General features: G+C 63.4%; 10 protein-coding genes. 3 read left to right on the plus strand and 7 right to left on the minus strand.

All coding sequences use genetic code 11. From position 1 onward, the window contains the following. Positions 1 to 3 precede the first annotated feature (3 nt). From BC1002_RS19895 to BC1002_RS19915, 5 genes are all read right to left on the minus strand, one after another. Positions 4 to 3,567 (minus strand): response regulator, encoded by a 3,564-nt coding sequence (locus tag BC1002_RS19895; RefSeq protein ID WP_041734988.1) that lies wholly within the window; start codon positions 3,565 to 3,567, stop codon positions 4 to 6. Positions 3,568 to 3,853: 286 nt separating this feature from the next. Then, entirely contained in the window at positions 3,854 to 5,974 is a 2,121-nt protein-coding gene (gene katE, locus BC1002_RS19900) for a catalase HPII (RefSeq protein WP_013091784.1), read from the minus strand. A gap of 120 nt (positions 5,975 to 6,094) precedes the next feature. Beyond that, a complete protein-coding gene (locus tag BC1002_RS19905; protein WP_013091785.1) occupies positions 6,095 to 6,994 on the minus strand; it encodes a MipA/OmpV family protein in 900 nt (299 codons plus the stop codon). A gap of 353 nt (positions 6,995 to 7,347) precedes the next feature. Continuing rightward, positions 7,348 to 8,106: a peptide-methionine (S)-S-oxide reductase MsrA gene (msrA, locus tag BC1002_RS19910; protein WP_013091786.1), complete on the minus strand. Its 759-nt coding sequence runs from the start codon at positions 8,104 to 8,106 to the stop codon at positions 7,348 to 7,350. Between the two features lie 155 nt (positions 8,107 to 8,261). Further along, positions 8,262 to 8,768: an Lrp/AsnC family transcriptional regulator gene (locus tag BC1002_RS19915; protein WP_013091787.1), complete on the minus strand. Its 507-nt coding sequence runs from the start codon at positions 8,766 to 8,768 to the stop codon at positions 8,262 to 8,264. Between the two features lie 138 nt (positions 8,769 to 8,906). On the opposite strand from BC1002_RS19915, the gene BC1002_RS19920 reads away from it, so the two are divergent. Next, entirely contained in the window at positions 8,907 to 9,923 is a 1,017-nt protein-coding gene (locus tag BC1002_RS19920) for a 1-aminocyclopropane-1-carboxylate deaminase (protein ID WP_013091788.1), read from the plus strand. Between the two features lie 15 nt (positions 9,924 to 9,938). Here the strand turns inward: BC1002_RS19920 and BC1002_RS19925 are convergent, their stop codons facing one another. Beyond that, the gene (locus tag BC1002_RS19925; protein ID WP_013091789.1) at positions 9,939 to 10,850 is read right to left on the minus strand and encodes a LysR family transcriptional regulator; all 912 of its coding nucleotides are present in this window, start codon (positions 10,848 to 10,850) and stop codon (positions 9,939 to 9,941) included. Between the two features lie 138 nt (positions 10,851 to 10,988). Between BC1002_RS19925 and BC1002_RS19930 the strand changes: the two genes are divergently transcribed. Beyond that, a complete protein-coding gene (locus tag BC1002_RS19930; RefSeq protein WP_013091790.1) occupies positions 10,989 to 11,714 on the plus strand; it encodes a pirin family protein in 726 nt (241 codons plus the stop codon). A 98-nt stretch (positions 11,715 to 11,812) separates the two neighbouring features. Further along, positions 11,813 to 12,226, plus strand: coding sequence for a DoxX family protein (locus tag BC1002_RS19935; RefSeq protein ID WP_013091791.1), 414 nt, complete (start codon positions 11,813 to 11,815; stop codon positions 12,224 to 12,226). 71 nt (positions 12,227 to 12,297) lie between these two features. On the opposite strand, the gene BC1002_RS37480 is transcribed toward BC1002_RS19935, so the two are convergent. Beyond that, positions 12,298 to 13,661 (minus strand): IS3 family transposase gene (locus BC1002_RS37480; RefSeq protein WP_085954295.1). Its coding sequence is split into 2 segments (ribosomal slippage): positions 12,298 to 13,161 and positions 13,164 to 13,661, totalling 1,362 coding nucleotides; the frame shifts between segments, so codons are not numbered across the junction. Positions 13,662 to 13,726 lie beyond the last annotated feature (65 nt).

Here is a 13,726-nt window from a genome sequence, read left to right on the forward strand (position 1 = left end):
CTGTCAGCGCTGCCGCAGCCACACGCGGCACAGCGCGACGAGCTTGTCGACGTCGATCGGTTTCGATACGTAGTCGTCGGCGCCCGCTTCGAGGCAGCGCGTGCGATCGTTCGCCATCGCCTTCGCGGTCAGCGCGATGATCGGCAGATGCGCGAAGCGCGGATCGCGGCGAATCTCGCCCATCGCGGTCAGGCCGTCCATCACGGGCATCATCACGTCCATCAGCACCAGATGCACCTCCGGTGCGTTCTCCAGTTCGTCGAGCGCCTCGCGGCCGTTGCGCGCGATCAGCAGCTTCGCGCCGAGCGGTTCCAGCACGTGCGACAGCGCAAAGATGTTGCGTACGTCGTCTTCGGCGAGCAGGATCGTGCGACCCTCGAACGCATTGTCGCGTTGCCGCACGGTGCGCAGCATGCGCTGCTGCTCCGGCGCGAGCGACGACTCGACGCTGTGCAGAAACAACGTGACTTCATCGAGCAGACGCTCCGGCGATTTCGCGCCCTTGATGATGATCGACTTCGAATAGCGGCGCAGCCGGTGCTCCTCTTCGTCGGACAGCATGCGGCCCGTGTAGACGATCACCGGCAGCGATGCATGCGCGGTGTTGGCGGCGAGGCGTTCGAGCAGATCGTAGCCGGTGCCGTCGGGCAGCGCGAGATCGGTGACGACGCAGTCGAACGCCAGCGCCGACAGTTGCTCGAACGCGTCGGCGAGCGTCGCGACCGCGACGATCTCGGTGTTCTCGCTTTGCAGCAGCGCGCGGATGCTTTCGCGCATCGGCGCGTCGTCCTCGATCACCAGCACGCGCTTCAGGCGCTGTTGCAGCCGCGCTTCGAGACGGCGGATCGCGGCCTCCATCGTCGAGCGCGCGGTCGGCTTCAACGTGTAGCCGATCGCGCCGAGGTGCAGCGCCTTGTCGGCGTGGTCGGTGGCCGACACGATATGAATCGGAATGTGGCGCGTCAGCGGATCGTTCTTCAGCCATTCGAGCACCGTGAGGCCCGAGCGGTCCGGCAGACCGACATCCAGCAGCACCGCGGCCGGCCGCATGTCGCGCACCAGCGCGAGGCCGCTAGCGGCGTCGCTCGCGTGCACGAAGTCGAAGTCGAGTTCGTGCACGAGATCGCGCAGAATCGCGGCGAATGGCGGATCGTCTTCGACCGCGACGATCAGACGGCCCGCGCGGGTGCGATTGTCGCGATCGTCGGCAATCGGCGCGGCGGCGGGCTCGGCGGTGCCGGGCAGCAAAGTGTCGCGCGATGCGTCGGGCGACGCCCGGCTTGCCAGACCATTGGCCGGCGAGATCACCGCGGCGGGCGCGGCGTCGAACGGCGTGTGCAGCAGCGGCGCTTGCGCCGTCGCCTGCGCGCCCGTGCCCGTGCCCGCGCTCATCGCGCTGTCCGCGGCCACGCGCGCCTCGCGCGCATCGAGCGGCAACCACAGCGAAAACACGCTGCCCTTGCCCACTTCGCTCGCGACGGTGATGCGCCCGCCCAGCAGCCGCGAAAATTCGCGCGAAATCGACAGCCCGAGACCGCTGCCGCCATATTGACGGCTCGTCGAACCATCGGCCTGCTGGAATGCGTCGAAGATCATGTCCAGCTTGTCGGCCGGAATGCCGATGCCCGAATCGCGCACGTCGAAACGCAGCACGTTGTCCTCGACCTTGGCGACCTCGAGCGTGACCTCGCCGTGCTCGGTGAACTTCACCGCGTTCGACAGCAGGTTGCGCAGGATCTGCGTGAGCCGCTGGCCGTCGGTGACGAACGTATCCGGCGTGCCCGGTAACTTGTCGAAGGCGACCCGCAAGTGCTTGGTCGCCGCGATCGGCCGGAACATTTCGTCGAGCGATTGCAGCGTCGCCTCGATCGACACCGTTTCGGGTTCGACCGTCAGTTGCCCCGCCTCGACTTTCGACAGATCGAGAATATCGTTGATCAGCACGAGCAGATCGCTGTTCGACGCGTGGATCGTCTCCGCGTAGCGCACCTGCTCGTCGGTCAGATTGCCGCTGCGATTCTGCTGCAGCAGCTTCGCGAGAATCAGCGAGCTGTTCAGCGGCGTGCGCAATTCGTGCGACATGTTCGCCAGGAACTCGGACTTGTAGCGGCTCGACTGTTCTAGGCGCTCCGCGTTGGCCGCCAGGTCGTTCTGCGCGCGCAGCAGATCCGATTTCTGCCGCTCCAGCCGCTGCGCGTATTCCTCGAGCTGCACGTTGGTCTGTTCGAGCTCGGCCTGCTGCGCTTCGAGGCGCCGTTGCGATTCCATCAGCGCGCGGCCGCGTTCCTCGAGCCCTTCGTTCGAGACCCGCAACTCCTCCTGTTGGACCTGCAACTCCTCGTTCAGCTGCTGCGTCTCGGCGAGCGCATCCTGCAGGCGTTCGCGATACAGCGCCGCTTCGAGAAAATCGCCCATGCTGTGGCGGATCAGCTCCATGAACTCTTCGTCGCGCGGCGTCACCTCGCGCAGGAAGCCCATTTCGACGACGCCGTTGACCTGGCCGTCGTTGTCGATCGGCAGGATCAGCAGATTGCGCGGCACGCCGCTGCCCGTCGCCGACACGACCCGCACGTAATCGGCGGGCACGTCGCGCAGCACCACCGTGCGGTGCGAGCGCGCGGCCTGGCCGACCAGCGTTTCGCCCTCCTCGAAACTCAGGGCAGCGGTCTGCTCGCTGTCACGGCTATACCCGTACGCGGCGATGCGGCGCAGTGTGCCGCTCTGCCGGTCGCGCACGTACAGCGCGGCAACGACCGCATCGAGATATTGGGCGAGGAATTCGAGCATCGCGCGGCCGACGAGCGGCGCGCTCGTCTGGCCGACCACCTTATCCGCGAGCAGGCGCTGGCCCGAGCGCAACCAGACCTGCTGCTCGAGCAGCGCGGTCTGCTCGGCCTGCCGACGCAGCACGTTGTTGTAGGTCTCGGACAGGTCCAGCAGTTCGCGACGACCCCGCCATGCGAGCAGGCCGCTGACGCCGAGGCTGAACAGCAGGAACAGCCCCACCAGCGTCGCCGTCACATTGCGCGTCGCTTCGGCGCGCTGCTGGCGCAGGCGCAATTCGACGTCGAGAAACTCGCCGAATTCGCGGCGTATTTCGTCGAATTCGATCTTGCCGCGCCCCGCTGCAAGCGCGCTCTCATAGTCCAGGTTGCGGCGGCGTGCGTCGATGATCTCTTCGGCGAAGCGGGTCCAACGCTGCTGCAGCGCCTCGATCTGCTTGAGCCGCGCGGTTTGCAGCGGGTTGTCGGCGAGCTGCTTTTGCAGGGTTTCGAGCTGTGCCTTGAATTTCGGGCCGCCGTTTTCAAACGGCGTGAGGAAACTCTCGTCACCGGTGATCAGGAAGCCGCGCATCGACGATTCGCGATCGACCGCGAGCCGCAGCATTTCGTTGGCGTCGCCGATCACGCGCTCGGAGTGCTCAGCCCAACTCATCGTCGACACGAGGTAAGCGATCAGGCCGACGAACAGCGCCATCGTGACGAGGCCGACGCCCAAAGGCAGCGCGATATTGCGGCGAAGGATGCGGCGGAAACGGAGTTGATCGACGGCCTGCGATGCGGTCATTTTTTCTGTAAGAGGCATGGCGAATCGGGTCGATGCGGAATATTTTTCGGGTCTGCGCACGATACTGAGTACCGCGAAGCGACCGCCGTCATCATACAAGGACGACCCGCATCGTGTAACGGAAGTCCGCGCGTTGAGACTTGCCGGGCAGGGCGCGGCACGCATCGCGCGATGCGTCGCGCGCGGTGCGCAATGCAAAAGGAACCTGGCCGGCTCGCACCGGCCAGGTTCCTGCCTCGTTCAGCGGCTAACGCGGCGGTGCAGCAGCGCAACCGGCTCGGCCCGCTCAGGCCGGCACCGATTCCGCCTGCGCCGCGCGTGACCACACGCGATGCTGCCCCGCGGTCTTGATGAACGTCTTCAACACCTCGGCGGACTGCGAATCCTCGCCTGTCACGACGCCGTCCGGCTGCGCAGGCAACTGCGCGGCCGTGAGCAGATCGCGCCCCGCGCCGATCGCCGCGATCGCCTTCAGATGCTTGAACGCTTCGAGCACGAAGTGCCGCGCATCGCCCGATTGCGCCAGCGTCTTCGCCCCCTTCTCGCCGCCGACGACGATCACCGCGTCGAACATCACCGACGGCAGCCCGGCGATCGTCGCGTCGGGTGCGAGGTCATCGATCCCGGCGAGCGTCGGTGCGATCAGCATCGGCGTCGCGCCTTCGCCCTTGAGCGCCTGCTGCAGCTGTTTGATCGCCGCGGCATCGGAACCGGGCGCGGCGAGCAGCGCGATCTTGCGGGTCTTGATGCCGGGCTTTACGCGATTGAGCAAACTCAACGCCGGCGACGCCTTCGGCCCGACGAGCTTCGCCGTGCCCTTCTTCGGCGCCGGCAGGCCGAGTCCTTCGGCGACTTTCGCGGCGAGATCGGCGTCGAAGTTCGCGAGAATCTCGTTGACCTGGCGCGCGCGAATCTCGGGCTTCGTCACCTTACCGAGCTCGAACTGATAGGCCGCCGCGATATGGTCTTTCTCCGGCTGCGACATGCTGTTGTAGAACAGCGCGGCCTGCGAGAAATGATCGGAGAACGAGTCGCTGCGCACGCGAATTTTCGTGCTCTCGACGCGTTCCTGATAGCTGTCGAAGCCGCCCTCTTCGGCGCCCGGATCGGTTTCCTTCGGCCAGCCGTCGTTCAGCGAGTTCGGCTCGTAGGACGCCTGACCGACGTGAATCGCCTGTCGGTGCATCGCATCGCGCTGATTGTTCACGGACGGACATACCGGCCGGTTGATCGGAATCTCGTGAAAGTTCGGACCGCCGAGGCGGCTGATCTGCGTGTCCGTGTAGGAGAACAAACGCCCTTGCAGCAGCGGGTCGTTGGTGAAATCGATGCCCGGCACGATATGGCCCGGATGGAAGGCGGCCTGTTCGGTCTCCGCGAAGAAGTTATCCGGATTGCGATTGAGCGTCATCTTGCCGATGATCTTCACCGGCACCAGCTCTTCAGGAATCAGCTTGGTCGGATCGAGCAGATCGAAATCGAACTTGTGCTCGTCGGCTTCCTCGATGATCTGCACGCCCAGTTCGTACTCGGGATAATCGCCGCGCTCGATCGCTTCCCATAGGTCGCGCCGGTGAAAGTCGGGGTCCTTGCCGGCGAGCTTCTGCGCTTCATCCCACAGCAGCGAATACGAGCCGAGCACCGGACGCCAGTGGAACTTGACGAAGCGCGCGTTGCCCTGTGCATTGACGAAGCGGAACGTGTGGACGCCAAAGCCTTCCATCGTCCGTAAGCTGCGCGGGATCGCGCGATCCGACATCGTCCACAACACCATGTGAGCCGATTCGGGCACGAGCGAAACGAAGTCCCAGAACGTGTCGTGCGCGGACCCGCCAGTCGGCATTTCGTTCGGAGCTTCCGGTTTCACCGCGTGCACGAAATCGGGAAACTTGATCGCGTCCTGGATGAAGAACACCGGCATGTTGTTGCCCACCAGATCGAAATTGCCTTCCTGCGTGTAGAACTTCGTCGCGAAGCCGCGCACGTCACGCACCGTGTCGGCCGATCCGCGCGGACCTTGCACGGTCGAGAAACGCACGTAGACCGGCGTCTCAGCGGCGGGGTCCTGCAAAAACGCGGCCTTGGTGTACTCGCGCATCGATTCGTAGACCTTGAAGACGCCATGCGCGGCCGAGCCGCGCGCGTGCACGATCCGTTCGGGAATGCGCTCGTGATCGAAATGCGTGATCTTCTCACGCATGATGAAATCTTCGAGCAGCGACGGGCCGCGCGGCCCTGCACGCAACGTGTTCTGGTTGTCGGCGATCTTGACGCCTTGATTGGTTCTCAGCGCCTCGCCTTGCGGCTTCACGCGATTGCGTTCGAGATCGTTCGATTTCGCGTCGTTCGACTGCGCTGGCCCGTTTGCCTGGGCCGCGGTCTTCTGGGTATTCGCTTTACCTGCCATGGGGATCGACTCCTTGTATTCGGGCGCGCGGCGACGAAGAAGTCGCGGCGCGCGATCACGGAGTCAGCAAGGGCTATACCCACGAAGTCATCGCGCAAATGACTGCGCGGCGGCGTCACGTCAGAACCGGTAGTTGATCGACACGTCGGCAACACCGGTCGCGCGGCTGCGCGTGATCGGACTGTTGCCCGCGCTGCCGACGAGCTGCTCGAACGCGCCGTCGGCGGTCGCGAACCAGTGCTTGCTGAACAGCCAGATCGCGCTGACACCGAAACCCACCGACTTGAAGCCCGCGCTCGCGTGGTACTGCGGATACTGCGAGTGCGCGGCCTGCTCCTGATTGACGCCGAACCAGCTGTTCATGTACTTGGAGTCCGCGAGCACCACGTTCGGGCCGGCGAACCAGAAGAACTGCCTGGTGCTGCCGGGCATCGGCATATAGGCGCCGAGATCGCCGATCCAGCCGTTCGATCCGCCGAAATAACGGCGGATATCCGCGCGCAGCACGAGCGGAAAATCCTTCGACACGACGTACTCGCCCGAGAGCTTCAGACCCACCGCCGGGTTGATGTTGCCGAGCCCGTTGAGTTCTTGCGGATCGTCCTGGGCGCGCCGCCCGAGATCGTAGACCGCGGCCAGACTCATGCGCCAGTTCTCGCCCTGCGCGAAATTCACGCCGAAGCCTTCGCCGCTCGACAGAAAGAGCAGATCCTTGTAACGCACGTCGATGCTCGGACCCGCCACCAGGTGATAGCGGTCCGAACCCTCGAAGCGCGGCTGGAACGACGTGGCCACGCCGAAGCGCAATTGCCAGTCGGGAATGTTCGGCTGCCACATCTTCTGCAGCGGAATACCCACCGAATATTGCCATTCGCCGAGCGGCGACGGCGTCTGCGCGAAGACCGCACCCGGCACGCAGGCCATCGCACTCAAGGTCGCGGCGAGGAGCGAACTCGCCGCGATGCCGGTTTGTTTATGGCGGGGCGTGGCGCCCCGCTTCTTTCTACGGCTGTTCAACACCGGAAGCCTCCGATCCCGCTCGTCGCGATGAAGTTAGGTTTTCGCCCGGGGTCCAGCGCGGACCCAAAAAGCACGGACGACCGCCGCACTGCTACTGACGGCGTGTAATTTTTCCAATCGATGACGCGGGCGGCGCGATGCGCACGAGGCGCGGCGAGCCCGCGTGACCCACGCGGCCGTGCGGCCACTGTGCACAGTCCTTGCGCGTCGCGGTGACGCGGACAATGGCCAACGGGACATGGCCCCGCAAGATATGCGCCAAGTCTGTGGAAGATTGATGACGAGCGCGTTGACAAGAGTGTCGCGAAGACGGTCAGGCAGCAGCGGCGCCGCGGGCGCCGCCGTTCGGCCGGTTATTGCCCTGCCTGGACGAGCACCGGTTTGTCGCGATACAGGCTGGGGAACAGGCGCTTCAAGTTGGCGATTTTCGGCATGTCGTTGAACACGATATAGGCCGAATCGGGATGCAACGTCAGATAGTTCTGGTGATACGACTCGGCCGGATAGAAGCCCTTGTACGGCTCCGTCTTCGTGACGATCGGCGCGGGGAACACGTGCGACTTGTCGAGCTGCGCGATATAGCTTTGCGCGACGCGCCGCTGCGCGTCGTTCAGCGGAAAGATCGCGGAGCGGTACTGCGTGCCGCTGTCGGGCCCCTGACGATTCAGCTCGGTCGGGTCCTGAACCACCGAGAAATACACCTGCAGCAACTGGCCGTAGGTGACCTTGCCGGGATCGAAGATAACCTGCACCGATTCGGCGTGCCCCGTGTCGCCGCCGCTGACGGTCTCGTACTGCGCAGTGTCGCGTGAGCCGCCCGAGTAGCCGGACACCGCCCGCGTGACACCGCGCACATGCTGGAATACGCCCTGGACGCCCCAGAAGCAGCCGCCCGCCAGTACCGCAGTCTCCTCGTGCGCGGTACTGGCCGGGAGCGGTTCGTCGAGCGCGGGCGGTGCGATGACGACGGCGTTCTCCGCCGAGAACGCGACGCGCTGCGCGAGCGGCAATGCGAAGGCGGCGGCGCCGAGCAGCAACGACAACGCGGCCGCACGTGAGCGTTTCGAGTTGCCGCCGAGCGATGTAAGGGATTGCGGTCTGTTGCCAGTCATGATGGTCGCTCCGAAAAAGTGCCGGCGCTCGCCCGCCGTGGCACGGTGCTGCCAGGGCCAGATGCGGGTGCGCCGAAGCTTGGTCGCGCGGGGACAGCCTTTATGACAGCATGCGCGTTTTTGCGGCCGGCTGCGCGGTTCAGCGGCCGCGAGGCTTACAGCGGAAATTTCGTGGTCGACAGGATTTCCTTCAGCACCATGAACGAGCGGATCTGCCGCACGCCCGGCAGATACAGCAATTCCTCCGCGTGCAGACGATTGAAGCTGTCGCTGTCGCGCGTGCGGATCACCATGAAATAGTCGAACTCGCCGGTCACCACGTGGCACTCCATGCAGCCGGCCACCTTCTGCGCGGCCTTTTCGAATTCGGCGAACGACTCGGGCGTCGAGCGATCGAGCACCACGCCGATGATCACCAGCATGCCCGCGCCCGCCGCCTTCGGATCGAGCAGCGCGACCACGCCGCGAATCAGCCCGGATTCTTTCAAGCGTTCGACGCGCCGCAAACACGCCGGCGCGCTCAGCTTCACTTTCGCGGCGAGCGCCACGTTCGAAATGGACGCGTCGGTTTGCAGCTGCCGCAGGATCGCGCGATCGATGCGATCGAGCGCGTGGTGGGGATCGGATGGTTTCGAACCTGCGCGAACTTTTGTTGCGTTCATATCCGTGCCTACGAAGTTTTCTTATGGGCAAGGTTTCTATTAATTTTGAAAAATACGTCCGAGCATTTTTTTTGCAAGCTCATTTCTGGCTGTTTTTTCTAACATGAACGCACGCAAATCACCCACCATGGAGCCGCGATGAACCTGCAACGATTCCCCCGCTACTCGCTCACCTTCGGGCCCACGCCGATCCAGCCGCTCAACCGTCTGAGCGAGCATCTCGGCGGCAAGGTCAAGCTTTATGCCAAGCGCGAGGACTGCAATAGCGGCCTCGCGTTCGGCGGCAACAAGACCCGCAAGCTCGAATATCTGATCCCTGACGCGCTCGCGCAGGGCTGCGACACGTTGGTGTCGATCGGCGGCATCCAGTCGAACCAGACGCGCCAGGTCGCGGCGGTTGCCGCGCATCTGGGCCTGAAATGCGTGCTCGTGCAGGAGAACTGGGTCAACTACTCGGACGCCGTGTACGACCGCGTCGGCAACATCCAGATGTCGCGCATGATGGGCGCCGACGTGCGGCTCGTGCCGGACGGCTTCGACATCGGCTTTCGCAAGAGCTGGGAAGACGCACTCGACAGCGTGCGCGCTGCCGGCGGCAAGCCGTATGCGATTCCGGCCGGCTGCTCGGATCATCCGCTCGGTGGACTCGGCTTCGTCGGCTTCGCCGAAGAGGTGCGTCAGCAGGAAGCCGAATTGGGCTTCAAATTCGACTACATTGTCGTGTGCTCGGTGACGGGCAGCACCCAGGCGGGCATGGTCGTCGGTTTCGCCGCCGACGGCCGCGCCGATCGGGTGATCGGCATCGACGCCTCGGCGAAATCGGCGCAGACGCGTGAGCAGATCACGCGCATCGCGAAGCGGACCGCCGAACGCGTCGAGCTGGGCCGCGACATCACCGCGAAGGACATCGTGCTCGACGAGCGCTATGGCGGCCCGGAATACGGTCTGCCCAACGACGGCACGCTCGAGGCGATCCGTCTGTGCGCGCGGCTCGAAGGCATGCTGACCGACCCGGTGTACGAGGGAAAGTCGATGCACGGCATGATCGACAAGGTGCGCAACGGCGAATTTCCGGCCGGCTCGCGCGTGCTGTATGCGCACCTGGGCGGCGTGCCGGCGTTGAGCGCGTACAGCTTCATCTTCCGCGACGGTTGATGGGGTTCAGCGGATTCAGCCGACGGGCGTCCGCGGTTCGACCGCGAGCTTCTTCCTCAGATGCTTGCGCAGAAACTCGACGAATGCCCGGATCGTGACCGAGCTTTGCCGATGCTGCGGATACACGGCATAGACGCCCGTCGCCGATGGCAGGAACGCTTCGAGCACGGGCACGAGCTGTCCGCTGGCGAGCGCATCGGCGATGATGAAATCGGGCAACCGAACGATTCCCAGTCCCGCGACGGCCGAATCGCGAATCAGCTCGCCGTTATTGGCCCGCAACGGCCCGCGCACCTCGACGCTCTTCACCGCGCCGTCGACGCGAAACTCCCAGTTCACCGCGCCGCCGTGGCCGTACAGCAGACAATCGTGATTCGCGAGATCGGCCGGCACGACCGGGCTGCCACGCCGCCGCAGATAAGCGGGGCTGCAGCACGCAATCATCCTGACATCCATCAGCTTCTGCGCGATCAGCGACGAATCCGCCAGCGTGCCGATGCGGATCGCCATGTCGAAGCCCTCGCCGACCACATCGACCGCGCGGTCGCTCAGTTCCATATCGAAGCGCACGTCGCGATGCTCGCGCAGAAACGCGGCGACCAGCGGCGACAGATGCGTCATGCCGAACGACATCGGCGCGCTCACGCGTAGCAGCCCGCGCGGCCCGGCACGGCGCAGCGACATCGCCTGCTCGGCGTCCTCGACCTCGCCGAGGATGCGCTTCGCCCGCTCATAGAACTCCTGGCCCAGATCGGTCACCGCCAGCTTGCGCGTATTGCGAATCAGCAATTGCACGCCGAGCGCCTCTTCGAGCGCCATCACCCGGCGGCTCACGAACTGTTTCGACAGCGACAGCCGGTTTGCCGCGGCGGTGAAATTGTGGGCGTCGACGGTCGCGACGAAGATCCGCATGTCATCGAGTTGCATCGTATTGTCTACTCCAATGCGACAGTGTTTCCATTTTTACCATGATTATAACGATCCGGATTGACCTACACTGTCATTCATCGATCGCAGCCAAACATCTGGCCCGGATCAGACGACAAAACTCAAGGAGAAAACAGCATGCTCGAAATCAGACACGCCAACCAACGTGGCCGCGCGGAACACGGCTGGCTCAGCTCGCGCCATACGTTTTCGTTCGCGCACTATCACGATCCGAAACAGAACGGCTTCTCCGACCTGCTCGTGATCAACGACGACCGTGTGGCCCCGGCGCAAGGCTTCGGCAAGCATCCGCATCGCGACATGGAGATCTTTTCGTACGTGCTCGAAGGCGCGCTCGAACACAAGGACACGATGGGCACGGGCTCGGTGATCGTGCCGGGCGACGTCCAGCTGATGAGCGCAGGCACCGGCGTGGCGCACAGCGAATACAACCATTCGAAGAGCGAGCCGGTGCACTTCCTGCAGATCTGGATCGCGCCGGCCGAGCAAGGCACGAAGCCGCGCTATCAGCAACAGCACTTCGGCGCGGCCGACAAGCGCGGTGTGCTGCGGCTGGTGCTGTCGCCGGACGGTGCCGACGGTTCACTGCAGTTGCAACAGGACGCACGTGTGTATGCGGGTCTTTTCAACGGCGACGAGACCGCGCGGCTCGAACTCGCGAAGGATCGTTATGCGTATGTTCATGTGGCGCGCGGCAGCGTCACGGTGAATGGCGTCGAGCTTGGCGAGGGTGATGGCGCGCGGGTGCGTGGCGAAGAAGCGCTGACGTTCACGCAGGGCCGCGACGCGGAAGTGCTCGTGTTCGACCTGCGCAACATCGAAACCTCGGCGTTGTGGGCATAATCGCTCCGCTTGCGCCGCTAATGACTCTATCTTGAACGTGGCTCGCTGGACGACGATTTCCAGTGAGCTTCAACCCTCTACCCTAACGGGAAAAAATCATGCGCTATACGCTGTTTGAAAATCAGAAAGACGTCGTGGTTCTCGTCGCTCGAATCCTGCTGATGGTGCTCTTCGTGATGTTCGGCTGGTCGAAGCTGACCGGCTTTTCCGGCACCGTCGCTTATATGACGTCGACCGGCGCGCCCGTGCCGGAGTTGTCGGCCGTTATCGCGGTGGTGATGGAGCTGGTCGTGGGCGTCGCGCTGCTGGTGGGTTTCTTCACGCGACCGCTGGCGCTGCTGCTTGCGCTGTATACGCTCGGCACCGCGTTCATTGGCCATCACTACTGGAATATGACGGGCGCGATGCAGTACGACAACATGATTCATTTCTACAAGAACATCGGCATCATCGGCGGCTTGCTGTTGTTGTGCGTGACCGGCCCCGGCAAGTATTCGTTCGACCGGCGTTGACACCGATTTCCGTGCTTTAACGAAAAAGGCCCGCGTACTGAACTGACCCCGCAAAGTTGGACGGTTTTCGGCTAGGGCCGTGAGGGCTGGGTTCTGTACATCACAGGACTCAGCCCTTTTAGTTTCAGCTTGATGCGTTGGTGATTGTAGTAGTGAATGTAGTCTTTGATGCCGGCCTGAAGTGCTTCAATGCTCTCGAAGCGATTCAGGTGGAAGAACTCTGACTTCAGCGTGCCGAAGAAGCTCTCCATCGTGGCGTTATCGTGGCAGTTTCCCTTGCGCGACATGCTCTGTGTCAGGCCGCGCCGGGCGAGCAACGTCTGGTAAGCACTCATCTGATAGTGCCAGCCCTGATCGGAGTGGACCACGGGCCGATCGTCAGGCTTCAGCTTCCTCATGGCCTTCCTGATCATGCCTGCGACCATTGCAAACGCCGGACGTGTGGCCGTCTCGTAAGCCACAATCTCGCCGTTATACAGATCCAGAACGGGCGACAGATAGAGCTTGTGCTCGCCCACCCGGAACTCGGTGATATCGGTGACCCACTTCCGGTTTGGCGCATCGGCGTCAAACTCTCTTTGCAGCACGTTCGGCGCAATCCGTCCCACCGTCCCCCGGAAGGCGCGGTACTTCTTCGGACGCACCAGGCACTTCAGCTTCATGAGCTGCATCAGTCGCTGGACAGTCTTGTGATTGACAACGATACCCAGGCGCCGGATCGCGCTGGTGATGCGCCGATAGCCATACCGTCCCTTGTGCTGCTCGAATAACGAGCGGATACGCGCCTTGAGTTGCGCGTGTTTGTCCGCCACCAGCGATGCCTTGCACTGATAGTAGAAAGTGCTGCGCGCCAGGCCCGCCACCTTCAGCAGGCCGTCTACTGGAAACTGATGCCTTAACCCGGCCACTATTTGCGCTTTTTGCGCGGCGCTTTGGGGCTTTCCGAGCGGATCAAGGCATCGAGTTTTTTTAGGTACGCGTTCTCCATGCGCAGATAGTTCAGCTCTTCAAGGAGCTCTTCTTTCGTGCGGGACTCGTCGGACTTCGTTGAATCGGACGGCACAGATGACTTGGGTTGCTTCACGGGTCGTCCTCGGGGGCCAGGCTGCAGGGCCTGGATACCTCCCGAATCATACTGGCGTTTCCAGATGCCGATCGTAGTCGGATTGCGGATATCGAAAACTGCGGCCGTTTCCCGCAACGACAAGTCCTTCGTCTGCATGAATTGCAGCACCTTTAGCCGGAAGCGCGCATCGAAACGCCCGTACTTCTTCCTGAACGCCGCTTCGCCGTGTACCTGCCACGCGGCAGCCCATTTGCGTACCGTGCCATGGTCTATACCATGCCGATGCGCAACCTCCCGACTACTGCCACCTTTGCCTGACAGATAATCCCTGACAACAGAGCGCTTGAACCGCGCGGTATGCCTGCTCATAAAAAAACACCCCAAATCGTTGAACGGGTGTCCAACTTTTGGGGTGCAGTTCATACAGCGGGCTT

This window comes from Paraburkholderia atlantica (assembly GCF_000092885.1).
Taxonomy (GTDB): domain Bacteria; phylum Pseudomonadota; class Gammaproteobacteria; order Burkholderiales; family Burkholderiaceae; genus Paraburkholderia; species Paraburkholderia atlantica.

What these genes read in the sequence shown, in the direction of transcription:
- BC1002_RS19920 (WP_013091788.1), top strand. Translation starts at nt 8,907, where the DNA reads ATGAACCTGCAACGATTCCCCCGCTACTCGCTCACCTTCGGGCCCACG.
- BC1002_RS19925 (WP_013091789.1), bottom strand. Translation starts at nt 10,850, where the DNA reads ATGCAACTCGATGACATGCGGATCTTCGTCGCGACCGTCGACGCCCAC.
- katE (WP_013091784.1), bottom strand. Translation starts at nt 5,974, where the DNA reads ATGGCAGGTAAAGCGAATACCCAGAAGACCGCGGCCCAGGCAAACGGG.
- BC1002_RS19930 (WP_013091790.1), top strand. Translation starts at nt 10,989, where the DNA reads ATGCTCGAAATCAGACACGCCAACCAACGTGGCCGCGCGGAACACGGC.
- BC1002_RS19895 (WP_041734988.1), bottom strand. Translation starts at nt 3,567, where the DNA reads ATGACCGCATCGCAGGCCGTCGATCAACTCCGTTTCCGCCGCATCCTT.
- BC1002_RS19935 (WP_013091791.1), top strand. Translation starts at nt 11,813, where the DNA reads ATGCGCTATACGCTGTTTGAAAATCAGAAAGACGTCGTGGTTCTCGTC.
- BC1002_RS19915 (WP_013091787.1), bottom strand. Translation starts at nt 8,768, where the DNA reads ATGAACGCAACAAAAGTTCGCGCAGGTTCGAAACCATCCGATCCCCAC.
- msrA (WP_013091786.1), bottom strand. Translation starts at nt 8,106, where the DNA reads ATGACTGGCAACAGACCGCAATCCCTTACATCGCTCGGCGGCAACTCG.